The organism is Blastomonas sp. (assembly GCF_046294995.1).
Lineage (GTDB): Bacteria > Pseudomonadota > Alphaproteobacteria > Sphingomonadales > Sphingomonadaceae > Blastomonas.
The window spans coordinates 31,317-54,377 of record NZ_JBKBOG010000020.1; the positions used below are offsets into that span (position 1 = coordinate 31,317).

At 64.4% G+C, this 23,061-nt stretch carries 25 protein-coding genes; 16 read left to right on the top strand and 9 right to left on the bottom strand.

From position 1 onward, the window contains the following. Positions 1 to 4: 4 nt before the first annotated feature. The 4 genes from ACK4R0_RS15760 to ACK4R0_RS15775 all read right to left on the bottom strand — a co-directional run bounded on the left by ACK4R0_RS15760 (position 5) and on the right by ACK4R0_RS15775 (position 4,070). Entirely contained in the window at positions 5 to 1,432 is a 1,428-nt protein-coding gene (locus ACK4R0_RS15760) for an amino acid permease (protein ID WP_409676142.1), read from the bottom strand. A 61-nt stretch (positions 1,433 to 1,493) separates the two neighbouring features. Continuing rightward, positions 1,494 to 2,147 carry a GntR family transcriptional regulator gene (locus ACK4R0_RS15765; protein ID WP_409676145.1) on the bottom strand — a complete coding sequence of 218 codons (654 nt, stop codon included), beginning with the start codon at positions 2,145 to 2,147 and terminating at the stop codon, positions 1,494 to 1,496. 7 nt (positions 2,148 to 2,154) lie between these two features. Further along, the gene (locus ACK4R0_RS15770) at positions 2,155 to 3,153 is read right to left on the bottom strand and encodes a 4-hydroxyproline epimerase (RefSeq protein WP_409676148.1); all 999 of its coding nucleotides are present in this window, start codon (positions 3,151 to 3,153) and stop codon (positions 2,155 to 2,157) included. Then, entirely contained in the window at positions 3,153 to 4,070 is a 918-nt protein-coding gene (locus ACK4R0_RS15775) for a dihydrodipicolinate synthase family protein (protein WP_409676150.1), read from the bottom strand. Before ACK4R0_RS15775 ends, ACK4R0_RS15770 begins: the two co-directional genes overlap by 1 nt. 56 nt (positions 4,071 to 4,126) lie before the next feature. Between ACK4R0_RS15775 and ACK4R0_RS15780 the strand changes: the two genes are divergently transcribed. The 4 genes from ACK4R0_RS15780 to ACK4R0_RS15795 are packed head-to-tail and all read left to right on the top strand — an operon-like array spanning position 4,127 to position 7,229. Further along, complete coding sequence (locus ACK4R0_RS15780) at positions 4,127 to 5,395, top strand: NAD(P)/FAD-dependent oxidoreductase (RefSeq protein ID WP_409676153.1); 1,269 nt, start codon at positions 4,127 to 4,129, stop codon at positions 5,393 to 5,395. Beyond that, positions 5,392 to 6,588 (top strand): M24 family metallopeptidase, encoded by a 1,197-nt coding sequence (locus ACK4R0_RS15785; RefSeq protein WP_409676156.1) that lies wholly within the window; start codon positions 5,392 to 5,394, stop codon positions 6,586 to 6,588. The genes ACK4R0_RS15780 and ACK4R0_RS15785 overlap by 4 nt, the downstream gene beginning before the upstream one ends. A 57-nt stretch (positions 6,589 to 6,645) precedes the next feature. After that, the gene (locus tag ACK4R0_RS15790; protein ID WP_409676160.1) at positions 6,646 to 6,939 is read left to right on the top strand and encodes a type II toxin-antitoxin system RelE/ParE family toxin; all 294 of its coding nucleotides are present in this window, start codon (positions 6,646 to 6,648) and stop codon (positions 6,937 to 6,939) included. Continuing rightward, positions 6,939 to 7,229: an addiction module antidote protein gene (locus tag ACK4R0_RS15795; protein WP_409676163.1), complete on the top strand. Its 291-nt coding sequence runs from the start codon at positions 6,939 to 6,941 to the stop codon at positions 7,227 to 7,229. Before ACK4R0_RS15790 ends, ACK4R0_RS15795 begins: the two co-directional genes overlap by 1 nt. A 68-nt stretch (positions 7,230 to 7,297) precedes the next feature. Here the strand turns inward: ACK4R0_RS15795 and ACK4R0_RS15800 are convergent, their stop codons facing one another. Next, positions 7,298 to 7,861, bottom strand: coding sequence for a hypothetical protein (locus ACK4R0_RS15800; RefSeq protein WP_409676166.1), 564 nt, complete (start codon positions 7,859 to 7,861; stop codon positions 7,298 to 7,300). Positions 7,862 to 8,018: 157 nt separating this feature from the next. Between ACK4R0_RS15800 and ACK4R0_RS15805 the strand changes: the two genes are divergently transcribed. Beyond that, a complete protein-coding gene (locus ACK4R0_RS15805; RefSeq protein WP_409676169.1) occupies positions 8,019 to 9,359 on the top strand; it encodes a dicarboxylate/amino acid:cation symporter in 1,341 nt (446 codons plus the stop codon). Here the strand turns inward: ACK4R0_RS15805 and ACK4R0_RS15810 are convergent. From ACK4R0_RS15810 to ACK4R0_RS15820, 3 genes are all read right to left on the bottom strand, one after another. Beyond that, complete coding sequence (locus tag ACK4R0_RS15810) at positions 9,356 to 9,703, bottom strand: GntR family transcriptional regulator (protein ID WP_409676172.1); 348 nt, start codon at positions 9,701 to 9,703, stop codon at positions 9,356 to 9,358. The genes ACK4R0_RS15805 and ACK4R0_RS15810 overlap by 4 nt on opposite strands. A gap of 88 nt (positions 9,704 to 9,791) precedes the next feature. Then, entirely contained in the window at positions 9,792 to 10,973 is a 1,182-nt protein-coding gene (locus ACK4R0_RS15815; RefSeq protein WP_409676175.1) for an aspartyl/asparaginyl beta-hydroxylase domain-containing protein, read from the bottom strand. 64 nt (positions 10,974 to 11,037) lie between these two features. Continuing rightward, complete coding sequence (locus tag ACK4R0_RS15820) at positions 11,038 to 11,694, bottom strand: L,D-transpeptidase family protein (RefSeq protein WP_409676178.1); 657 nt, start codon at positions 11,692 to 11,694, stop codon at positions 11,038 to 11,040. Between the two features lie 365 nt (positions 11,695 to 12,059). Between ACK4R0_RS15820 and rimP the strand changes: the two genes are divergently transcribed. From rimP to ACK4R0_RS15865, 9 genes are all read left to right on the top strand, one after another. Continuing rightward, on the top strand, positions 12,060 to 12,629 hold the full coding sequence (gene rimP / locus ACK4R0_RS15825; protein ID WP_409676181.1) for a ribosome maturation protein RimP: 570 nt from the start codon (positions 12,060 to 12,062) through the stop codon (positions 12,627 to 12,629). Between the two features lie 2 nt (positions 12,630 to 12,631). Continuing rightward, positions 12,632 to 14,326, top strand: a complete 1,695-nt coding sequence (nusA, locus tag ACK4R0_RS15830) for a transcription termination factor NusA (RefSeq protein ID WP_409676184.1) — start codon at positions 12,632 to 12,634, stop codon at positions 14,324 to 14,326. Further along, the gene (locus ACK4R0_RS15835; protein WP_409676187.1) at positions 14,307 to 15,014 is read left to right on the top strand and encodes a DUF448 domain-containing protein; all 708 of its coding nucleotides are present in this window, start codon (positions 14,307 to 14,309) and stop codon (positions 15,012 to 15,014) included. The genes nusA and ACK4R0_RS15835 overlap by 20 nt, the downstream gene beginning before the upstream one ends. A gap of 94 nt (positions 15,015 to 15,108) precedes the next feature. Next, entirely contained in the window at positions 15,109 to 17,673 is a 2,565-nt protein-coding gene (gene infB, locus ACK4R0_RS15840) for a translation initiation factor IF-2 (RefSeq protein ID WP_409676190.1), read from the top strand. A gap of 66 nt (positions 17,674 to 17,739) precedes the next feature. Continuing rightward, the gene (rbfA, locus tag ACK4R0_RS15845; RefSeq protein ID WP_409676193.1) at positions 17,740 to 18,150 is read left to right on the top strand and encodes a 30S ribosome-binding factor RbfA; all 411 of its coding nucleotides are present in this window, start codon (positions 17,740 to 17,742) and stop codon (positions 18,148 to 18,150) included. A 31-nt stretch (positions 18,151 to 18,181) separates the two neighbouring features. Next, complete coding sequence (locus ACK4R0_RS15850) at positions 18,182 to 18,445, top strand: AbrB/MazE/SpoVT family DNA-binding domain-containing protein (RefSeq protein ID WP_409676196.1); 264 nt, start codon at positions 18,182 to 18,184, stop codon at positions 18,443 to 18,445. Positions 18,446 to 18,448: 3 nt separating this feature from the next. Next, complete coding sequence (locus tag ACK4R0_RS15855) at positions 18,449 to 18,844, top strand: type II toxin-antitoxin system VapC family toxin (RefSeq protein ID WP_409676199.1); 396 nt, start codon at positions 18,449 to 18,451, stop codon at positions 18,842 to 18,844. After that, positions 18,844 to 19,419 (top strand): thymidine kinase, encoded by a 576-nt coding sequence (locus ACK4R0_RS15860; protein WP_409676202.1) that lies wholly within the window; start codon positions 18,844 to 18,846, stop codon positions 19,417 to 19,419. The genes ACK4R0_RS15855 and ACK4R0_RS15860 overlap by 1 nt, the downstream gene beginning before the upstream one ends. Continuing rightward, positions 19,416 to 19,961 (top strand): GNAT family N-acetyltransferase, encoded by a 546-nt coding sequence (locus tag ACK4R0_RS15865; protein ID WP_409676205.1) that lies wholly within the window; start codon positions 19,416 to 19,418, stop codon positions 19,959 to 19,961. The genes ACK4R0_RS15860 and ACK4R0_RS15865 overlap by 4 nt, the downstream gene beginning before the upstream one ends. On the opposite strand, the gene ACK4R0_RS15870 is transcribed toward ACK4R0_RS15865, so the two are convergent. Then, complete coding sequence (locus ACK4R0_RS15870) at positions 19,958 to 21,376, bottom strand: hypothetical protein (protein WP_409676208.1); 1,419 nt, start codon at positions 21,374 to 21,376, stop codon at positions 19,958 to 19,960. The genes ACK4R0_RS15865 and ACK4R0_RS15870 overlap by 4 nt on opposite strands. A 68-nt stretch (positions 21,377 to 21,444) precedes the next feature. On the opposite strand from ACK4R0_RS15870, the gene truB reads away from it, so the two are divergent. Continuing rightward, entirely contained in the window at positions 21,445 to 22,434 is a 990-nt protein-coding gene (truB, locus tag ACK4R0_RS15875) for a tRNA pseudouridine(55) synthase TruB (protein WP_409676211.1), read from the top strand. Positions 22,435 to 22,455: 21 nt separating this feature from the next. Further along, the gene (rpsO, locus tag ACK4R0_RS15880) at positions 22,456 to 22,725 is read left to right on the top strand and encodes a 30S ribosomal protein S15 (RefSeq protein ID WP_054134136.1); all 270 of its coding nucleotides are present in this window, start codon (positions 22,456 to 22,458) and stop codon (positions 22,723 to 22,725) included. The last annotated feature ends 336 nt before the right edge of the window (positions 22,726 to 23,061 follow it).

Consider the following 23,061-nt stretch of genomic DNA (forward strand, 5'->3'; position numbering starts at 1 on the left):
GGTGTCAGACCCCTGCCGCCGTCTGGTCCTGAAGCGCCTGGCTGCGCGAGCGGCTGTAGAGGAAGTAGAAGGCGAGGCCCACGACGTTCCACAAAGCAAAGCGCACCAAAGTCTGCGAGGGCAGGCTGATCATCAGATACAGGCAGCCCAGGATCGCGAGCGTGCCCACCAGATAGGGCTGCGGGCACCTGAACACGCGCTTGAGCTCGGGTGCGCGCTTGCGCAGGATCATCAGACACCCGCCGACGGCGATGAACGCCAGCAGGGTCCCTGCATTGGCGAGTTCTGCAATCTCGTCGAGCCGGAAGAACCCGGCGACGCCAGCTACGAACACCCCGGTGATGCCGGTGACCAGCACCGGCGCGCCGGTCCTGGGCGACACCCGTGACAATATCGGCGGCAGCAGGCCATCGCGCGCCATCACGAAGAATACGCGGCTCTGGCCGTACATCATCACCAGGATCACCGAAGGCAGCGCGATCAGCGCCGCCAGCGCGACCAGATACGATGCGGTCGGGTGTCCGAGGGTGCGCAGCACCAGCGCCAGCGGCTCGGGCGAGTTGCCAAGATCGAGATACGACATCGCGCCGATCGCCGACAGCGCGACCGCCATGTAGATCAGCGTGCACACCGCCATCGATCCAAGGATGCCGATGGTCAGATCGCGCCCCGGGTTGCGTGCCTCTTCCGCCGAGGTCGCCACCGCATCGAAGCCATAGAAGGCAAAGAACACGATCGCCGCTGCCGCCATCACCCCGCGAGTCGAGCCGTCCTGCACCGTGCTGCCGAAGCCATAGGGCATGAACGGGGTGAGATTGTTGGCATCGAACGCAGGCGCGGCCAGCGCGATGAACGCGGTCAGCGCCGCGAGCTTGATGACGACGAGGATGATGTTGATCGTCGCGCTTTCACGCGTGCCCGCCATCAGCATTCCGGCGATCGCCAGCGAGACGATCACCGCAGGCAGGTTGATGATCCCGCCCGCGTGCGGCCCTGACAGCAGCATCTCGGGCAAGGAAACCCCCGCCGATTGCAGCCAGCCGACCAGATAGCCCGACCAGCCCACCGCCACGGTCGAGCACGCAAGCGAATATTCGAGGATCAGGCTCCACCCGACCACCCAGGCCAAGGTCTCGCCCACCACCGAATAGGTGTAGGTATAAGCCGACCCGGCCGTCGGGATCATCGTTGCAAGTTCCGCATAAGCCAGCGCCGCGCAGGCGCACACCGCACCTGCGATTGCGAACGCCAGGATGACCGCAGGCCCGGCGCGCTCGGCGCCGACCCCGGTCAGCGTGTAGATACCGGTGCCGACGATCGCGCCGACACCCAGCGCGATCAGGTGCGGCCACGACAAGGTCGGCTTCAACCGGCTGCCTTCAGGGGCATCGCCCAGCTGAATGATGGGCTTGATCGGCCCGAATATCCCCATTTTCTCGCGCCCCTTTTTTTCACCTCAAGCGCTTAGCCGGGTGATCCCCTGTCGTCAGCCTTCAATTGATGTCCGATTTGAGCTGCAGGCGCAGATCATCGAGCGTCTTGCCGATATGCACGACTGTCAGCGCCGCGATCCTGCGTTCGTCCCGCGCCATCCAGACATCGAGTATCTCGCGATGCTCTTCCTTGGCGCGCGCATCGCGGCCCAGAGGTTCCAGGTGCTTGCGGACATAGCGCTCGGACAGCACATGCAATCGCTCCAGAATCGTCAGCGTCACGGGCTGCGCGGCGGGCCGCAGCATCGCGAGGTGAAACGCGCGGTTGAATGCACCGACACCGTCACCGCGCGAATCGGTCGCCGGGTGCAATCTGTCGAACATCTCGATGGCTGCCTGCTGATCTGCTGGAGTTGCGGTCCGGGCCGCTAGCGCGATCATCTCCGGCTCGAGCTTGAGCCGCAGCGCATAGACCTCTTCGGCCTCGCGCGCATTGAGCGGTCGGACGGTGAAACCGCGATTGGCCTGCGATGCGAGCAACCCTTCCTGCTCGAGCCGGGCCAGCGCCTCGCGCAGCGGGATCTTGCTGACCCCGAATTCGGCGGCCAGCGCATCCTGCCGGATCGGGCGGTCGGGGGAGACGTCGCCTGTCAGGATGCGTTCGCGCACCAGATCAACCAGCTGTTCGGAGAGATTGCGGACAATGATGCTCATCTGTGGGTCATATCACACAGAAGCCACGCCAGAAGGGGTCTTTGTCGTCGAGCCACAGCGTGTTGAACCCGGTGGCAATCGCCGAACCCTCGATCGAGGGGATGATCGCCGGACTCCCGGCCAGATCGATCCGTTCCTCGACCCGCCCGACAAAGCGGCTGCCGATATAGCTTTCATGGACGAAGCTCTCGCCGACTTGCAGCCGTCCGGTGTGTGCCAGATGTGCGAGCCGCGCCGATGTGCCGGTGCCGCAGGGCGAGCGGTCGATCGCGCGCTCGCCGTAGAACACCGCGTTGCGCCCGTCTGCGCCGTCGCCTTTGGGAACATCGGCCCACAAGACGTGGCTCACGCCGCGAATGCGATCATCGAGCGGATGCACCGGCTCGATCGTCTTCTGGAGCAGCGCGCGGATCGTGCGCGACAGATCGACCAGCCGCGCCGCGCCGAGCGCATCGAGCCCGGGATAGCCCGGCTGCGGCTCGATGATCGCGTAGAAATTGCCGCCATACGCGATATCGATGCTGAGCGGCCCCAGATCGGGCACATCAATCTTCACGCCCTCTGCCGCGACAAACGACGCCACGTTACGGATGCGCACCGATGTCACCTTGTCGCCGTCGCGTTCATAGTCGATCGCGATATCGCCTGCGGGCACCTCGACCTTGAGGTGACCGGGCACCTGCGGCTGGATCAGGCCGTGCTCGAGCCCGAAGGTGATCATGCCGATCGTGCCATGCCCGCACATCGGCAGGCATCCCGATGTTTCGATGAACAATATCCCGATGTCGTTTTCGGGCCGGGTCGGCGGATAGAGGAACCCGCCCGACATCATGTCGTGCCCGCGCGGCTCCAGGCACAGGCCGGTGCGGATCCAGTCGAACCGCTCGATGAAATCCATCCGCCGCTCGGCCATCGAAGACCCGCGCACCAAGGGCGCTCCGCCGACCACCAGCCGCACCGGGTTGCCCGCGGTATGACCGTCGATGCAGAAGAACGTGTGCCGCATCAGGTGCCCGACAAAGGCCGGGTGGCAGCGCACTGCTCGACCCATCGGGTGACGTCGGCGCGGCGCTGGCCCGACAGCGGCATGCGCGGCATCCGCACCCGCTCCGATCCGCGCCCCATGATCTGTTCGGCCAGCTTGATCGACTGGACGAGGTCGTGTTCGGCATCGAGATGCAGCAGCGGCATGAACCAGCGATAGATGCGCAGCGCTTCGGCATAATCGCCGCGCCGCTGCGCCGCGACCAGCGCCACCGATTCCTGCGGGAACGCACTGGTCAGCCCCGAGACCCATCCCGAAGCGCCCAGCATCAGGCCTTCGAGCGCGACATCATCGAGCCCCGCCATCAGCGTGTAACGATCACCGAACTGGTTATACAGATCGGTGAAACGGCGCGGATCGGGCGCGCTTTCCTTGATCGCGACGATGTTGGGCACCTCCTCGAGCCGCGCGAGCGTGTCGAAATCGACGTTGACGCGATAGGCCGGCGGGTTGTTGTAGAGCATGATCGGCAGGCTGGTTGCCTCTGCCACCGTGCGGAAATGGGTGTAGAGCTCTTCAACGTTGGGTACGTAGACCATCGCGGGCAGCAGCATCAGCGCGTCGATGCCGATCGCCTCGGCGGCCTGCGCGTACTTCACCGCGCGCGCGGTGGTGAATTCGGACACGCCCGCGACCAAAGGCACCCGGCTGCCCACCGCCTCGACCGCGCCTTTGAGCACCACAAGCTTTTCGTCAGCCTCGAGCGAATTGTTCTCGCCGCAGGTGCCCAGCACGATCAGGCCATCGACGCCGTCATCGACCAGAGCCGTCTGCACCCGCTGGGTGGCGTCGTGATCGATGGCGAGACTGTCGGTGAACTGGGTGGTGGCGGCGGGATAGACACCCTGCCACAGTGTCTTGGATGCGGTGACGGTCACGCTGGATTCTCCGGTTGCAGACAAAATCGTATACAGTATATGATTTGGTGCTCAAGATGGCAAATGGCTCTTCTCCTGCCCGGGCAACCGGTTTCGTCATCGGCGGAGGCCTGATCGGCCTTGCGTGCGCACTGCACCTGCAGCGTTCCGGAATAACTGTGACAGTGTTGGAGCCGCAGGAAAAGCCGCAAGGTGCATCCTGGGGCAATGCCGGGCATATCGCGGTCGAACAGGTCCAGCCGCTCGCGTCTCCGACGATGATCTCGGGCGCGTTTGCGCGGCTGTACCCGCGTGGCGCGCTGTCTCTGCCCGCGCGTCAGATCGGCGCCTGGGGTCCTTTCGCGCTCAGGCTGCTGCGCGCCAGCACCCCCAGCCGCTTCGCTACCGGGACCCTAGCGCTGTCCAAGCTGCTCGCCGAGGCGATGCCCGCATGGCAGCGGATGTGTGCGCTGACCGGCACGGCGCACCTGTTGCGGCAGGACGGGCATTTCGTCGCCTGGGAAAGCGAGGCCACTGCGAAGAATGGCCGTGCGCACTGGTTGGCGACCGACATCGGATCAGCGAGCGTCCGCGATGCAACACCTGACGAGCTCGCGGCGATCCGTACGCTGGCGCCCAAAGGCGAGATCGCAGGAGCGGTGCGGTTTGCAGGCTCCGGCCAGATGACCGATCTCGGCGCGCTTGCCGACGCGATGCGCGGCGCGCTGATCGCTGCGGGCGGGACGATCCGGCATGCGCAGGTCGCTGGCATCGAGGTCGATGACGGCAAGGCTTGTGTCATGATCAGCGGCGAACGCCTGACTGCAGACCATCTCGTGCTGAGCGCGGGCGCAGCCTCGGCCGATCTGCTTCGCCCGATGGGGCTGCGCATTCCGCTGATCGCCGAGCGCGGCTATCATATCCAGTCACCGCAAAGCCGCTGGCCCGCCGACATGCCCCCGGTCGCGTTCGAGGATCGCTCGATGATCGTCACCCGCTTTGCAGGCGGCCTGCGCGCGGCGAGCTTTATCGAGTTTTCTGCGCGCAATGCGCTGCCCGATCCGGGCAAATGGCGCAAGCTTCGCGACCACGTCGCCGCGCTTGGCCTGCCGTTCGAAGCTCCGGCAAGCGAATGGATCGGCGCGCGGCCGACCCTGCCCGATTATCTGCCCGCGATCGGACGCAGCAGACGCGCGGCCAATCTGTTATATGCCTTCGGGCACCAGCATCTGGGGATGACGCTGGCCGCCGTCACCGGCGAGGCGATCGCCGCGCTCGCCACCGGCAAGGCCGCAGCCATCGACCTTGCCCCCTTCGACCCGGCACGATTTGGAGACACGACATGACAGGTATTGGCGGATCGAGTGCGACAGCGCAGCTCGCTACGATCACCCCCTGGACCGACAAAGCCGCACCGATCAGCGTTGACGAGCGGATGGCGCGGATCGAACAGGCACGCGCGCTGACCCGCGACAGCGGTGCCGATGCGTTGCTGGTCGGTGCAGGCACATCGTTGCGCTATTTCGCAGGCATCCCCTGGGGAGGCAGCGAGCGGTTGATCGCGATGCTGATCCCGGTCGCGGGCGAACCCGTCCTGATCGCGCCGTATTTCGAGCTGGGCTCGCTCGAAGCCGAGTTGCAGATCGATGCCGAATTCCGGCTGTGGCAGGAGGATCAATCACCCACCGCGCTGGTCGCCGAAGCCTGCCGGGCATGGGGCGTGAACACGCTCGCGATCGACCCGGCACTGCCCTTCCTGTTCGTCGACCGCATCGCCCATGACGCACCCGCCCTGATCCTCATCAGCGGCGCGGCGGCGATCGATGGCTGCCGGATGCACAAGTCGCCTGCCGAGATCGCGCTGATGCAGCAGGCCAAATCGATGACGCTCGAGATCCACCGCCGCGCCGCTTTGACCCTGCGCGAAGGCATCCGCGCCAGCGAAGTCACGCGTTTCATCGACGAGGCGCACAGGGCGATCGGCGGGGTGGGCAGCACCTTCTGCATCGTCCAGTTCGGGCGCGGCACCGCCTTCCCGCATGGCCTGCCCGGCGACCCCGAACTGCGCGAGGGCGACATGGTGCTGATCGACACCGGCACCACGGTGCAGGGCTATCATTCGGACATCACCCGCAGCTATGTCTTCGGCACGCCCAATGACGAGCAGCGCCGCATCTGGGACCTCGAGAAAGCAGCGCAAGCGGCCGCCTTCGCCGCCGCGCAGCCCGGCCGTCCCTGCGAGAGCGTCGACCAGGCCGCGCGCGATGTGCTCGAGGCCGCAGGGCTCGGCCCCGATTACGCGCTGCCCGGCCTGCCCCACCGCACCGGGCACGGCATCGGCCTGTCGATCCACGAACCCGCCTATCTTGTACGCGGCGACAAGACCCCGCTCGCCACCGGAATGTGCTTTTCCAACGAACCGATGATCGTCATCCCCGAGCGCTTCGGCATCCGGCTGGAGGACCACTTCTACATGACCGAAGACGGCCCGCGCTGGTTCACTGAGCCGCAGGTCGCGATCGATGCACCGTTCGAGTGATGCTCCAGCCTGTCTCCTATAGTTGACACAATGGCAGGTGTTTGCTATCCGGCACGCATGCTGGATGTGCGCCGCACACGCTATTTCAAGGACTGGTTTGACGCGCTTCGGGATATCCGCGCAAAGGCGAAGATAGCCCGACGGATCGAACGCGCCCAGAACGGCAATCTTGGCGACGTTGCGCCGGTGGGCGACGGTGTAAGCGAAATGCGTGTGCATTACGGGCCCGGGTACCGGATCTATTTCGTCAGGCGAGAGACCGAAATCGTTATCCTGCTGTGCGGTGGCGACAAGGGATCCCAGACCCGCGACATCGAGAACGCGAAGAAGATGGCGAAGGAACTGGACTGATGACTATCGAAACCATCCCTTGGGACATCACCGATTTTCTGAGCGATGACGCGACAATCGCTGCTTATCTGGACGAGGTATTCGCCGATGGCGACCCCGATGAGATGCGCGATGCGCTAGCCCATGTCGCCCGCGCCAAGGGTATGAGCGATCTTGCGCAGGCTGCTGGGATCACCCGTGGCGGGCTCTACAAGGCTCTGGGCGAGAACGGTAACCCTTCGTTCGCGACGGTCGCTGCGCTGCTCGATGCGATGGGCGTACGGTTGGCTGTGTTGCCAAAAGCGGCTTAACCCAGACCCGGACGTCCGCTCCGAACCAGAAAAATCCTGCAAGGCTTCTGAAGGGCTGCGATGAGGCCTTATTGATCCGGTGCCAGGGCGGTGCGCAGGTTCATCGCCAGTGCCGCAGCCAACAGCAGGGTGGCGACCGTCCCGGTTGCACCTGCCGGGTAGACCATGGCCATTCCCGCAATGATCCCGCCGAGATTGGCTGCCATCGCGGCCAATCCGCCGAGTATGGCCAGCGCGCCCGTGACTTTCGCAAGCCCCGTGCTGCGCACAAGATATGCACCCACCACGATCGCAGCGAAGCCGAACAGCAGCTTGCCTGCGAAATAGAGGAAGAACGCGCCGGCGACGGTCGCTAGGTAGGCGGGTGCCATCGCGGGCCCCGCGTCCTTGAGCGGCGCGAACATGGCGAGCCCCATGCCGACCTGCACGACGTTCAATACCGCGCTGACCGCCATCGCCGCCCAGGCAGATGCCAATCGCCCGCTATTTGCCAGCGCCGCCAACGACAGGACGGCGATTGCCAGGAACACGACCGCTTCGGTCGCCCAGATCGCGGTTCGGTGCATCTGGAAGCCGGCATCCGACAACACAACGTACGAAAGCTGCGTCGTCACCAGGATCAGCAGGAGCAAGGGGACTGCGCGCGCAGGTCTGGTCATGGTCTGTCATATCCCCGCAGGTGTCGGATCGCACGGCTGGTAAAATGCCCGCTGGGTACTGATGCGCCGCGAGGCCACAAAAGGTTACAGCGCAGTTGGCCCAGCGCCCCGACGGTGATAGGCAAAAGCGATGCTCCCCCAAACTTCGGCTGCGACCGCCGGCTCACACTCCCTGCCGCGCAAGCCATGGTACGCCCAGCTTTACCTGCAGGTGCTGGTCGCGATCGTCGCGGGCGTCACGCTCGGGCATTTCGTGCCCGAGACCGGCGCGGCGATGAAGCCCTTGGGCGATGTCTTCATCAAGCTGGTCAAGATGGTGATCGCGCCGGTCATCTTCCTCACCATCGTCACCGGCATCGCCGGGATGCGCGATCTGGCGAGCGTGGGGCGCGTCGCGGGCAAGGCGTTTGCCTATTTCCTGTTCTTTTCGACACTCGCCCTGTTCATCGGGATGATCGTCGCCAATGTCGTGCGCCCGGGCGACGGGCTGAACATCGATCCGGCAACGCTCGACACCAGCAAGGTCAGCGAGTTCGCCGCCAAGGCACAGGACACCAGTATCACCGGGTTTCTGACATCGATCGTTCCCGACACCTTCTTGTCTTCGCTCAGCGAGGGCAACCTGCTGCAGGTGCTGTTCGTCTCGATCCTGTTCGGCGTCTCGCTGGCGATGATCGGCGACAAGGGGGCCAGGCTGCTCGATCTGCTCGAGGATGCCTCGATCGCGTTCTTCAAGCTGGTCGGTATCGTGATGAAGGCAGCGCCCATCGGCGCTTTCGGCGCGATGGCATTCACCATCGGCGAATACGGCATCGGAACGCTCGCCAATCTCGCGGCGCTGGTGGCGACCTTCTATGCGACGTCCTTGCTGTTCGTGCTGGTCGTGCTGGGCGCCGTCGCGCGGTTCTGCGGGTTTTCGATCCTCAAGCTGATCAGCTACCTCAAGGCCGAACTGCTGCTGGTGCTGGGCACCTCGTCCTCGGAAAGCGCATTGCCCTCGCTGATCGAGAAGATGGAGCGCGCCGGCTGCCCCAAGACCGTGGTCGGCCTGGTCGTCCCCACCGGTTACAGCTTCAACCTTGACGGCACCAACATCTATATGACGCTGGCGGCGCTGTTCATCGCGCAGGCGTGCAACGTCGATCTGTCGCTCGGCGAGCAGTTGTTGCTGCTGGGTGTGGCGATGATCTCGTCCAAGGGGGCGGCAGGCGTGACCGGCGCGGGCTTCATCACGCTGGTGGCGACGCTGTCGATCGTGCCATCGGTGCCCGTGGCGGGGATGGCGCTGATCCTGGGGATCGACCGCTTCATGTCCGAATGCCGCAGCCTGACCAACTTCATCGGCAATGCGGTGGCCACGGTGGTGGTGTCGAAATGGGAAGGGCGGCTCGACAAGGAACAGTTCGATGCCGCGCTGGCAGGCCTGCTACCCCGCGTCGAGGATCTGCCCGAAGGTGAGGTAGAGCCTTAAGCCTTTTCGTCGGCGAGCAGAGTTGCGGGCGACAGGCCGATGCGCTGCATCTGGCGCAGCACCGGCGGCCAGATGTGCTTGAGAAAATCGTCGCGTTCCATGTTGCGCAGCTTTTCGGTCGCTCCGCTGGCGACATACATGCCAACCCCGCGCTGCACCTCGACCAGACCCTGATCCTGGAACATCTGATAGGCCTTGGCGACGGTCAGCGGATTGGCCTGCTGCTCGGCGGCGAAGGCGCGGACGGACGGGAGCATGTCACCTTCGGCATAAACGCCATCAAGGATCGACGCTGCGATGATATCGCGCAGCTTGAGATAAACGGGTTTGCTGTTGTCTGCCATCACTGCTTCACTGCCATAATACAGCGTGTCAGGTCAAGCGCATTCGCCGCGAGGCCATGTTGCGCACAAACAGTGCGCCCTAGCACCCTCAACCCTGGTCGCGCGAAAGGCCGCCATAAGCGCTGATCGCCTCGAACACCACCGTAAGCGCGCGGCGTTCGTCGTCCGAGATTTCGGGCCGCCAGATCTCGAACAGCAGGATGATTCGCGTGTCCCCGCCGCGGTTCCACGCTTCGTGCTCGATGCTGTCGTCGAAGATCAGCAGCTTGCCCCGCTGCCAGCTGCGCGTCTCGTTGCCCACCCGGATGGCGCAGTCCGGGTTGGTGATCAGCGGCAGGTGGCAGATCAGCCGGGTGTTGAGCATGCCGTTGTGCGGCTTGATATGCGTGCCCGGACGCAGCAGCGAGTACAGCGCCATCGGCGAGCGTTCGGTGATCACCGGCATCGGCGGCAGTTCCAGCGCACGCATCGTCACGGGGGCCAATGCGGCGTGATCGGCGACGATCGCCCCCTGCTCCCACAGATAATGCGCGCCCCAGCTGGGATCGTCGCGCAACGGATTGGCGGCGGCGGGGCGGTCGGGCCGGGTCTGCACATAAGGTGCGAAATCGCCCGGTTGGCGGCCGAGCAAGTCTTCCAGCTCGGCGACCATGTCGGGTGCGGCTGCCTCAAACGCCTCGGCCCAGTCGAACTCGTGGCCTTCATAGAACTGGCGCTGCGGTAGACCGGGGAAATAAAAGCTCGTCGGCTCCTGCACGTAGAGTTGCTTGCGGCCCAGCAGCAGGTCGAGCGCCAGATCAACGCGCGGCGAGACCGCGCCGGGCTGGATGCCCTCGGCCGCCAGTCTCTCGGCGAGAAACCGGCCATATTCGCCCTGGGCCTGTTGCAGATAATGCTGCGCCTGATGCAGCAGCGGCACCAGTCCCTGCGGCACCTGCGCAGCACCTGCATGATCGGCGACCGCCAGCGCGGTGGTATAGAACGAGGAGGCGGCGCGCGAATCGCCTTGCGCGGCCTTGCACCCCGCCATCAGCAGCAGACCACCCAGATGGCGCGGATCGGAAGCGAGCAATGCGGTCAGCGCCTGATCCTGGCCTTCGATATCGCCCAGCGCCTGGCAGGCCTGCGCCAGCAAGAACCATGGCGCGTCCTCACCCGGCGGCGGCGTGCTGGCAACGGACGCAAAGCAGAATCGGGCCTGCGCAGCATCCCCCTGGCGCAGCGCGGTTATCCCCTGGCGGGTCAGCAGATCGGCCTGTTGACGGTCCATGAACCGTGTCTAGCGCGCGGTGGACCGCTTATCCAGCAGATGCTTAGCGAGCAGATGCGGAGCGTCAGACGCCCGCAACCGCATCGCCGACGTTGATGCGCTGGCCGTTGGTGATGATGACGATGTCGCCAAGCTTGACCTGATCGAACAGCTTCTTGGCGAACGCGGTGGGCACGCCGATGCAGCCGCGCGTGCCATAGCCCCACTCCACCTCGCTGCCGTGAACCGCCACGCCATCATTGGTCAGCCGCAGCATATAGGGCATCGGCGCGTCATAGAGGTTCGATACGTGGTCGGCGTGCTTCTGGGTGATCGGGAACGCACCCAGCGGGGTCGGCTTTTCCGGCGTGCCGTACAGGATCACCGCCACCCCGATCTCGTGCCCGTCGCGGAAGACCGACATGGTCTGCGCCTCCAGATCGACCGTGATCAGCATCGGCCCGGTCGCCGGAGCGCGGCTTTCGTCCCAGTAATAATTGCCATGGCCCAACGGCCCGTCGATGGTCATCACGCTCTTGATCGCATAGCCGATCTGCTCGGGACTGGTCGCAGCCGCCTCTGCCTTGGTCAGCGTGCGCATAGCAGGAGCTGTGCCCGCTGCGGCGTCGGCGCCATCGGCCGCGACAACGGAAGCGGACTTGATCGCGGCATCCCCCGGCGCGCTGGTGACGACGGCGGTCACCAGCAATGCCGCAGCGGCCAGCATGCCTGCGCCTGCCATTTGCCGTCTTCCGGGCCAGTGTGCCGCCATATCAAAAAGCTCCGTTCGTCTACCACGATCGACCGCACAGGTGCGGCATGGTCGTCATGTTACGCCCGACGTGCCCGAATCGCCAGCGCCCGGTTGCGGCCGTCCCCCTGCGGGACGGTGCCGCGTGCCCGGGTTAACGCAGCGGTACGCCGCCGCGCCGGGCATCTGTACGCCGACATAATTCTTGCCATTGCGTGGTCGCACGCCTATATGGCGATCCATCCCGACATGGTTGTTGAAGCTTGACGGGCTGGCGCCACTGGGGCCGGCACGAAAACGCTTTTGCCGCCTGATCGACAGATATCAACGCCAGTATTCTATGTGAGAGCCCGCCTTTGACCGACCTTTCTGCCGTGTCTGCCCTGATCGAGCCCGAAGCCAACGCGCTCGGCTTTGATCTCGTGCGCGTGCACCTGTTCGGTGCGGGCGACGAGCGGACGCTGCAGATCATGGCCGAGCGGCCCGACACCGGACAGCTCAACATCGACGATTGCGCCAGCCTGTCGCGGCGCATCTCGGACGTGTTCGATGCGCTCGAGGAAGCTGGCAAGGACCCGGTCCCCGGATCGTACCGGCTCGAGGTCAGCTCGCCCGGCATCGACCGTCCGCTGACCCGGCTCAAGGATTTCGGCAACTGGCTGGGGCACGAAGCCCGGCTGGTGCTGCATGAACCCGCGCAGGGCCGCAAGCAGCTCACCGGCGATCTGCTGAGCCTCGAAGGCGATCAGATCACCGTACAGGACAAGAAGACCGGCACGGTCACCGTGCCGCATGCGAATGTTATCAGCGCCAAATTGATGCTGACCAACAAGCTGATCGCCGCGACCCGCCCGCTCGACACCAGCGGCGCCGACGAAATTGAAGACGCACACGATTCCGACGAACTCGAAGAACAGGAAGACTGATCATGGCCAGCGCCATTTCCGCCAACAAGGCTGAACTTCTCGCCATCGCCAATTCGGTGGCAACCGAAAAGATGATCGACAAATCCATCGTGCTCGAAGCGATGGAAGAGGCGATCCAGCGCGCTGCCCGGGCCCGTTATGGCGCCGAGAACGACATCCGCGCCAAGCTCGACGGCAACACCGGCGATCTGCGCATCTGGCGCGTCGTCGAGGTGGTCGAGACCGTCGAGGATTATTTCAAGCAGGTCGACGTCAAGGCCGCGCAGAAGCTTCAGGACGGCGCGGTCGTCGGCGATTTCATCGTCGATCCGCTTCCTGCCGTGGACCTGGGCCGCATCGATGCGCAGGCCGCCAAGCAGGTGATCTTCCAGAAGGTCCGCGACGCCGAGCGCGAGCGCCAGCATGAAGAGTTCAAGGACCGCGTCGGCGAAATCATCACCGGTGTCGTCAAGTCGGTCGAATTCGGCCATGTCATCGTCAACCTGGGCCGCGCCGAAGGCGTGATCCGCCGCGAACAGCAGATCCCGCGCGAAGTGGCGCGCGTCGGCGATCGCATCCGCGCGATCATCCTCAACGTCCGCCGCGAAAACCGCGGACCGCAGATTTTCCTCAGCCGCGCGCACCCCGATTTCATGCGCAAGCTGTTCGAACTCGAAGTGCCCGAAATCTACGACGGCATCATCCAGATCAAGGCAGCTGCGCGCGATCCGGGCAGCCGCGCCAAGATCGGCGTGATCAGCTATGACAGCTCGATCGATCCCGTCGGCGCCTGCGTCGGCATGAAGGGCAGCCGCGTTCAGGCCGTCGTGCAGGAAATGCAGGGCGAAAAGATCGACATCATCCCCTGGTCCGAAGACACCGCGACCTTCGTGGTCAACGCGCTCCAGCCCGCCACCGTCAGCCGCGTGGTGATCGACGAGGAAGAAAGCCGCATCGAAGTCGTCGTCCCCGACGATCAGCTGTCGCTCGCCATCGGTCGTCGCGGCCAGAACGTGCGTCTGGCCAGCCAGCTCACCGGTTCGGCGATCGACATCATGACCGAGGCCGAATCGAGCGAGAAGCGCCAGAAGGAATTCACCGAGCGCTCCGAGCTGTTCCAGAACGAACTCGACGTCGACGAGACGCTCTCGCAGCTGCTGGTCGCCGAAGGCTTCAGCGAGCTCGAGGAAGTCGCTTATGTCTCGCCCGACGAGCTTTCGGGCATCGAAGGCTTTGACGAGGAACTGGCAGCCGAGCTGCAGAACCGCGCGCAGGAAGCACTCGATCGCCGCGAAGAAGCATCGCGCGAAGAGCGTCGCGCTCTGGGCGTCGAAGATGCGCTGGCCGAGCTGCCGCACCTCACCGAAGCCATGCTGGTGACTCTGGGCAAGGCGGGCATCAAGACGCTCGACGATCTGGCCGATCTCGCCACCGACGAGCTGATCGCCAAGAAGCGCGTCGAGCAGCGTCGCCGCGACAATTCGGCGCCGACCAACAAGCGTCCCGAAGACAAGGGCGGCGTGCTGGCGACCTATGGCCTGAACGAAGAGCAGGGCAACGAGATCATCATGGCGGCGCGTGCGCACTGGTTCGAAGACGAAGATACTTCGGTTGAAGCCAAGGCAGAAGCTGCTCCGGCAGCCGAAGCTGAGCCAGAAGTCGCAGCCGAAGCCACGGCTGAAACTGGGGAGGACGCGAATGCGGAAACCTCCCAATGACACGGTTGCTGATCTAGCAGCCGACGCGCCTACCCCCTCTGCCGACACCGCAGAAGGTCCCATTCGCCGCTGTATCCTCAGCGGCGAGCGGGACGAGCGCGCGCATCTGATTCGCCTGGCGATCAGCCCCGATGGCGTCGTCGCGCCCGATGTCCGCGCCAAAGCGCCCGGACGCGGCGCGTGGATCGGCGTGGATCGCGCCGGCCTTGAAGAGGCGATCGCCAAGGGCAAGCTCAAAGGCGCCCTCGCCCGCGCGTTTAAGACCGGGCCGATCACCATTCCCGAAGACCTGCCTGATGCCATCGAGGAGGCGCTGACCCGCGCGCTGCTCGACCGGCTGGGGCTGGAGGCCAGGTCGGGCACGTTGCTCACCGGTTCGGACCGCATCGGAGAGACCGCCCGCCGCGGAAAAGTGGCGATGCTGCTGCACGCCAGCGACGCATCCGCCGATGGCAACGGCAAGCTCGACCAGGCCTGGCGCGTCGGCAGTGACACCGAGGGAAGCGGTGATCGCGGCATAGTATTGCCTGTAGACCGCACCCGCCTGTCTGTGGCATTGGGGCGCGACAACGCGGTACATGTTGCGCTGACCGATCATCGCGCCGCCGCGCGCATTGACCAGTTTCTTGGCCGATTGCTGCATTTCAAAGGGGAGGGGGCCGAACCTGCCCCCGGAATGACGATCTAGCGCGCATTGGCGTGCGTGGATCGCCCCACGCGAACCGGCGATGTTCCCACGCATCGCCCGACGTGACGTATTTATTGAGGATTGAGTCTGTTCGATGAGTGAAGATACCGAAAACAAGCCGACACTGGGTCGCAAGCCTTTGGGGCTGAAGCGTTCTGTCGAGGCTGGCGAAGTCAAACAGACGTTCAGCCACGGTCGCACCAACAAGGTCGTGGTCGAAGTGAAGCGGCGCAAGCTGGTCGGCAAGCCGGGCGAAGCGCCTGCCGCCGCCCCCGCTGCCGCACCTGCGCCCGCCCCTGCCCCTGCGCCCGCTCCGGTTGCACCGCCGCCGCCGCCGCGCCCCACCCAGTCTTCGATGCTGAGCCGTCGCGAGCTGCAGGAAAAGCTGCTGCGCGAAGCCGAAGAAGCGCGCCTGTCGTCGCTCGAGGAAGCGCGTCGCCGCGAAACCGAAGAGAAGCAGCGCGCCGCCGAAGAAGCACGCCGCCGTGCAGAGGATGCCAAGAAGGCCGAGAGCGAGCCTGCTGCAGCCCCCGCGCCTGCCCCGGCAGCCGATGCTACGCCCGCCGCTGCCAGCACCCCGCCGGAAGCTGCGCCTGCCGAAGCCAAGGCCGAGCCGGCTGCGACTGAAGCGGCTGCGCCCGAAGAAGCCAAGCCTGCGGTGGTCCCTCCCCCGCGCCGGTTCACGCCCGTCGCATCGCCCCCGCGTCCCGAGATCAAGCCCAAGAAGGCGACCGGCGCCAAGGTTGTCGACAATCGTCGCCAGTCGGGCAAGCTGACCGTCAGCAAGGCGCTGAACGAAGGTGATGGCGGTGCGCGTGCGCGCAGCCTCGCCGCATTGAAGCGTGCTCGCGACAAGGAACGCCGCTCGCACATGTCGGGCCAGAGCCGCGAAGCTCAGCCCAAGCAGGTCCGCGACGTCGTCGTCCCTGAGGTCATCACGATCCAGGAACTGGCCAACCGCATGGCGGAAAAGGGCTCGGACCTCGTCAAGTCGCTGTTCAAGCTGGGCATGATGGTCACCATCAACGAAGCGATCGATCAGGACACCGCCGAACTGCTGGTCGAAGAGTTCGGCCACAGGATCAAGCGCGTCTCTGATTCCGATATCGAAATCGATCACGATGCCGATGTCGATGCCGACGAAACCCAGTCGCCCCGCGCGCCGGTGGTGACGATCATGGGCCATGTCGATCACGGCAAGACCAGCCTGCTCGATGCCCTGCGCGGCACCGATGTCGTCGCTGGCGAGGCCGGTGGCATCACCCAGCATATCGGCGCCTATCAGGTGCAGGTCCCCTCGGGCGACAAGATCACCTTCCTCGACACCCCGGGCCACTCGGCCTTTACTGAGATGCGCGCACGCGGTGCCAATGTCACCGACATCGTCATCCTGGTGGTGGCGGCCGATGACGGCCTGATGCCGCAGACGATCGAGGCGATCAACCACACCAAGGCGGCCGGCGTGCCGATGATCGTGGCGATCAACAAGGTCGACAAGGAAGGCGCCAACCCGCAGAAGATCCGCGAACGCCTGCTCGAGCACGAGGTCATCGTGGAAGCGATGTCGGGTGACGTGCAGGACGTGGAAGTCTCGGCGCTCAAGAAGATCAACCTTGATGGCCTGATCGAGAAGATCATGCTTCAGGCCGAACTGCTCGAGCTCAAGGCCAACCCCGATCGCGCAGCAGAAGCCGTCGTGATCGAGGCCAAGCTCGACAAGGGCCGTGGCCCCGTTGCCACCGTTCTGGTGCAACGCGGCACGCTCAAGAAGGGCGACATCTTCGTCGTGGGCGAGCAGTCGGGCAAGGTCCGCGCGCTGATCAACGACAAGGGCAAGCAGGTCCCAAGCGCGGGACCGTCCGAGCCCGTCGAAGTGCTCGGCCTCACCGGCGTGCCGTCTGCGGGCGACAAGCTGACCGTGGTCGAGAACGAGCAGCGGGCGCGTGAAGTCGCCGATTATCGCCGCCAGAAGGCGCTCGAAAAGCGCACGACGATGGCACCGACCAACATCGACACGATGTTCTCGTCGCTCGCCGCCAACCGCGCCAAGGAATATCCGGTGCTGGTCAAGGGCGATGTGCAGGGTTCGGTCGAAGCGATCGTCACCGCGCTCAACAAGATCTCGACCGATGACATCAAGGCCCGCGTGCTGCACGCTGGCGTGGGTGCCATCACCGAGTCAGACGTGACGCTGGCCAAGGCCTCGAACGCGCCGATCATCGGCTTCAATGTCCGCGCCAACGCGCAGGCACGGGCGCTTGCGACGCGTGATGGCGTGCGGTTCAAGTACTTCGACATCATCTACGATCTGCTCGACGACATCCGCGGCGAGATGGCAGGGGTTCTTGGCCCCGAGCGCATCGAAACCGTCGTTGGCCGCGCCGAGATCAAGGAGATCTTCCCCGCGGGCAAGAAGGACAAGGCAGCAGGTCTGCTCGTCACCGACGGCATCATGCGCAAGGGGCTGCATGCCCGTATCACGCGCGACGATGTCATCGTCAGCAAGACGGTCATCGCCTCGCTGCGCCGGTTCAAGGACGATGTCGCCGAGGTCCGCACCGGGCTGGAATGCGGCGTCGTGCTGCAGGATACGAACGACATCAAGCCGGGCGATATCCTTGAGACGTTCGACGTCGAAATGCGCGACCGGACCTTGTAATTCGTGACCCCCGCCGCTTATTGGCCCAGCATTGGACCAGGCGGCGGGGTGTCGTGAAAGGACATTATGGCCAAGCATAACGATACCGGCCCCGAAGGGCGCTCCGTCCGCGTGCTGCGCGTGGGCGAACAGGTGCGGCACGTGCTCTCCGAGCTGCTGGCGCGCGGCGAGGTGCACGATGACGTGCTGGCTGCGACCACGATCTCGATCACCGAAGTGCGCATGTCGCCAGACCTGCGCCACGCGACCGTGTTCGTGAAGCCCCTGCTCGGCAAGGACGAGGAAGTGGTGCTGAAAGCGCTGCGCACCAACACCGCGTTCTTCCAGAAGGAAGTCGCCGCGCGCATCCGCACCAAATATGCGGCAAAACTCAAGTTCCTCGCCGATGACAGCTTCGACACCGGCAGCCACATCGACAAGCTGCTCAGCGCGCCCAAGGTCGCGCAGGATCTGGGCAAGGACGACGCCCAAGATTGACGTCTTACCGGGTAAGACGTATGTTGGCGCAATGAACGCTATCGTCAAGCTTTCGTCCAAGGGGCAGATTGTCATTCCGAAGGACATTCGGGATGAGCTTGATTTGCACGAGGGAGAACCGATGCGGGTGCGGCGTTCGGGACGGCAGATCATCCTTGAATCCGCTGCCCATGCCGAGGACAAGATCAGCTTTGCCGAGTTCCGTCGCCGCATCCCGCGCTATGCCGGGCCGCCGGTTGCGATTGATGACATGACCAGCAAGATCGGAACCCTGTTCAAAGACTGGGAAGTCTGATCGTTGCTGCTGGGGGCCGATACAAATATCATCATCCGGCTGGTTGTCGAAGACGATGCCGAACAGCTCGACCGCATCGGCGAATTGCTGAGCGAGCACGAGCTGTTCGTACCCCTTACGGTGCTGCTCGAAACCGAATGGGTGTTGCGCTCGCGCTTCCAATGGAGCCGGGCGGACATTGCGACCACCTTTGCCGCGCTGATCATGCTGGAAGGCATCTTTGTCGAACAGGCGTCGGAGATTGGTTGGGCGATCGACAGATATGCTGCAGCAGGTGAGTTTGCGGATTTCGTGCACGTGGTCGCGAGCAGAGAATGCCAGGGCTTTGCCACGTTCGATGCGCGCCTCAAGAGACTTGCGGGCTCTGACAGCCCGGTCGAGGTTATGGATCTTCCCTGATGGCCAAACTCTATTTCTACTACGCCTCGATGAACGCGGGGAAATCCTCGACGCTGCTCCAGGCGGCGTTCAACTACGCCGAGCGCGGGATGCGCGCCATGCTGTGGACCGCGGCGCATGATGACCGGTTCGGCACCGGGCAGATCACCTCGCGGATCGGCCTTAGCGCACCTGCACATCTGTTTGAGGCCGACACCGACATCTTCGCTGCCGTCGCGCTTGATCTCGCCGAAGCGCCGCTGCACTGCGTGCTGATCGACGAGGCACAGTTCCTCACCAAGCCGCAAGTCTTCCAGTGCGCGCGCATCTGCGACGAACTCAGAATTCCGGTGCTGTGCTATGGTTTGCGTACCGACTTCCAGGCCGAGCTGTTTCCAGGCAGCGCACAATTGCTCGCGGTTGCCGATCATCTCGTCGAGCTCAAGGCGGTGTGCGAATGCGGGGCGAAGGCGACGATGAACCTGCGGGTCGATGAAACCGGCGAGGCGGTCAAGACCGGCGCGCAGACCGAGATCGGCGGCAACGACCGCTATATCGCGCTGTGCCGCAAGCACTTCATGGCAAGGATGGCGTGAGCCTGTTGCGCACGGTGCTGACCGAGGGCGATGTCCGGCTCGAGCCGCTGGAACCGCACCATATCGAGCCGCTGCGCGCCGCGTGCGCGCGCGACGCTGACATCTGGGAAATCTATCCTTTCTCGATGCTGGGCGAGCATTTCGAGACCGCGATGGAGCAATTTCACGGCACCACCGACTGGGTGCGCTTTGCGGTGATGCACCATGGCGAGCTGGTCGGCATGACCTGCTATATCCACCCCGACGAGCGCAACCACACGGTCGAGATCGGCGGAACCTATATCCAGCCTTCGGCACGCGGGCCTGCAGGGGTCAACACCAGCATGAAGCGGCTGATGATCGATCATGCGTTTGCCTGTGGCTATACCCGGATCGAGTTTCGCGTCGATGCGCGCAACCTGCGCAGCCGCGCGGCGGTGCTCAAGCTGGGCGCGACGCACGAGGGCATATTGCGCAAGAACCGGATCACATGGACCGGGCATATCCGCGATACTTACGTGTTCGGGCTGCTCAAGGATGAATGGCCCAGCCCCCGGGGCTAAGCGGCGGCGCGGGAGCTGAGCAATCCGGCCAGGCTGTGTCCGCGCCGGTCGGTGTCGGGCGCAGGAAGACCCATCAGCTCGAGCATGGTGGGATAGATATCGAGAATCGACACCGGCTCCGCGTGCTTCACGTGCGCGCCGGTCGCGATCCACAGCGATCCCGAAGGGCTGTGGCAGCCGCTTTTCACGCCCTCCATCGCATAGAGCAGTGACCCGATCGTCATCGCCCTGCCCGTCGTGGTGTCGGTCATTTGCGTCTCGGCATCGATTTGCCAGCTGATCTGGCAGCCGAAATACAGCGCATCGGCATCGCCATCGTCGCGGGTGGCGAAGACCTGATAGCCGTCCGCGAGCGTAAACGCCTCGAGCCGCGCCTTGGCGGCGGCGCGGTCCGCCTCTCTGTCGAAGCGCAGCATGTACTGGTGTGTCATCGTCGGGTCCGCCGACCGGCAGACGATGCCGCACTTGGCCAGAAACGCCTTGTGATCACGCAGCCGCAGGAAGTGCTGGCCGCCCTGGTTCTCATACCGCGCAAACGGTTGTTGGCTGAGCGCGGTCTGGAACACGATCAGCGCATCGTGCTTGGCCGCCAGGTCGAGGAACCGCCCGACCATCGCATCCATCGCGACATAGCCGTCACGGATCGCGCTGGCATAGCGCGCGGTTTCCTCAGCGTCCGGCTGCACGGTGAAGGCGGACGGGTCCATGTGCCGCCAATAGCTGTGCTGCAGATGCGCGACCGAATTCGCGAAAAAGCTGGCGAACCGGGGCCGGATGCGCCGGTAATAATGCGCGAACACGTCGTACTGCAGCGCATCGAGGATCGCGACTCGGGCGTGGCTGCCCGCCTTGCCCAGTCTCTCGCCCGCAAGCTGCGAGGTGATGCGCAGCACCGTGGCCGCAGACAGCCCGTGCGTCAGCGCAAAGCGCAGGAATGCGGCATAGTCGCCCGCCGAAAGCTTGTTGGCGGCGTTGGAATATTCGCGGACATTGTGGCCGACGAAGCGGTTGTAGATGTTGAGCTCGGGCGGAAAGGCATCGCCCTGCTCGCTCCAAGGATCGCCGACATAGAGCGATCCCGGCGTTGCGAACGGCCGCGCGTTCATGCTGGCGAAGTTCATCACCGGCGCACCGGTATCGCGCACCGTCTGCCAAATATCGCGATGCGCAGCCCCTCGACCGTCGGTCAGCCGGAAGACGCGGTGCTGGTCAAACGCCAGCCCGGTGTGGATCGAATACCACTGGATCCACGGCTCCAGCTGTTCGGGGCTCTCGGTATCCGCCAGCGTCTCAAACACATGCGAGCGCCCGTGCAGCCTGCGGAAATTGGGCAGCGAGCCGTCCGCCATCCAGCGATCGAGCAGCGGCGCGCACAGTTCGTTGAGTTCGAGCGACAGGATCGGACGGTTGGTCATGGCATCGGGGATTAGCAAAGCCTTGTTGGCATTTGGTTAAGCCGCACAACGCTGCTAACGGCCCGGTGATGCACGGATGGATCATCTTGGACAAGCCTTATGGCATGGGATCGACCGACGCGGTGACCGCGGTCAAGCGCGCGTTTCGCGCCGGGGGACACGGCAAGGTCAAGGTCGGCCATGGCGGCACGCTCGACCCGCTCGCCACCGGTGTGCTGCCGATCGCGCTCGGCGAGGCGACCAAGCTCACCGGGCAGATGCTCAACGGCGACAAGACGTACGACTTCACGATTCGCTTTGGGGTGCAGACCGACACGCTTGATGTCGAAGGCGTGGCCGTGGCGCACAGCGATGTGCGGCCGACGCTGGAGCAGATCGAGGCGGTACTGGCGCGTTTCACCGGTCCGATCGAGCAGGTGCCGCCGGCGTATTCGGCGCTCAAGGTCGATGGCAAACGCGCGTATGATCTGGCGCGGGCGGGCGAAGAGGTAGAGTTGGCGTCGAGGGCGGTAACGGTGCATCGCCTCACCATCCACGAACCGTTCCCGTTCCCCCGCGAAGGCGGGGGCCCATCTCCGAACCTTGCACCCGGCACGAGCGGTCAGGAGATGGACCCCTGCCTTCGCGGGGGACCAGGTGAGGAGTGGATTGATGAGATCACCCTCACCGCGCACGTCTCGAAAGGCACCTACATCCGCTCGCTCGCGTGCGACATCGCGCAGGCGCTGGGGACCGTCGGCCACGTCACCATGCTGCGCCGCACGCAGGCGGGGCCGTTCACCTTGTCGGGGGCGATTTCGCTGGACAATCTGGACCAAATCCGCCATGGCGCGGCCGTAGAAGACGTAATCTTGCCATTCGAGGCAGGGCTGGCCGACATCCCGGCTCTTGACCTCACACCCGATCAGGCAAGGCGGCTCCATATGGGGCAGGTCGTGACTGGGATAGCCGCACACGATGGGCGATATTGGGCGCGGGGGAGTGATGGCACTCCACTCGCACTCGTGTCGCTTGAGGACCAGGAGGTCCGGGTGGTGCGCGGCTTCAACCTTGGATAGATGTTCGAAGGACGAAGAAACATGACGATCAGTGCAGTACGCAAAGAAGAAGTTATCAAGGAACATGCGCGCGAGGCCGGTGATACCGGTTCGCCCGAGGTACAGGTCGCGATCCTGACCGAGCGCATCAACAACCTGACCGACCACTTCAAGGCGCACCACAAGGACAACCACTCGCGTCGCGGCCTGCTGATGATGGTGAACAAGCGGCGCTCGCTGCTCGACTATCTGAAGAAGAAGGACGCCACCCGCTACAGCGACCTGATCGCCAAGCTGGGTCTTCGCAAGTAAGTGCCCCAATCGTTCGGCCCGCTTCGGCGGGCCGTTTACGTATTGGGCCATCCCCGCGAAGGCGGGGAACCAGAGTTTAGGGCATTCCGTTCCGCCCTGGGCTCCTGCTTTCGCAGGAGAACAAATGGAGCGTCAAGGCTGCTTCGCAATAAGGCGAGGGACCTGTGGGGCACGAAAGCTCCAAGACCGTTGCGGGCCGGTTTAGCCCGCCAGATAGGCCCCGGTCCGCAATAGGGCGCATCGGGTTCGATAAGGAAATACCATGTTTGACGTAAAGACTGTAGAAATCGAGTTGGGCGGAAAGACCCTCAAGCTCGAAACGGGCCGTATTGCCCG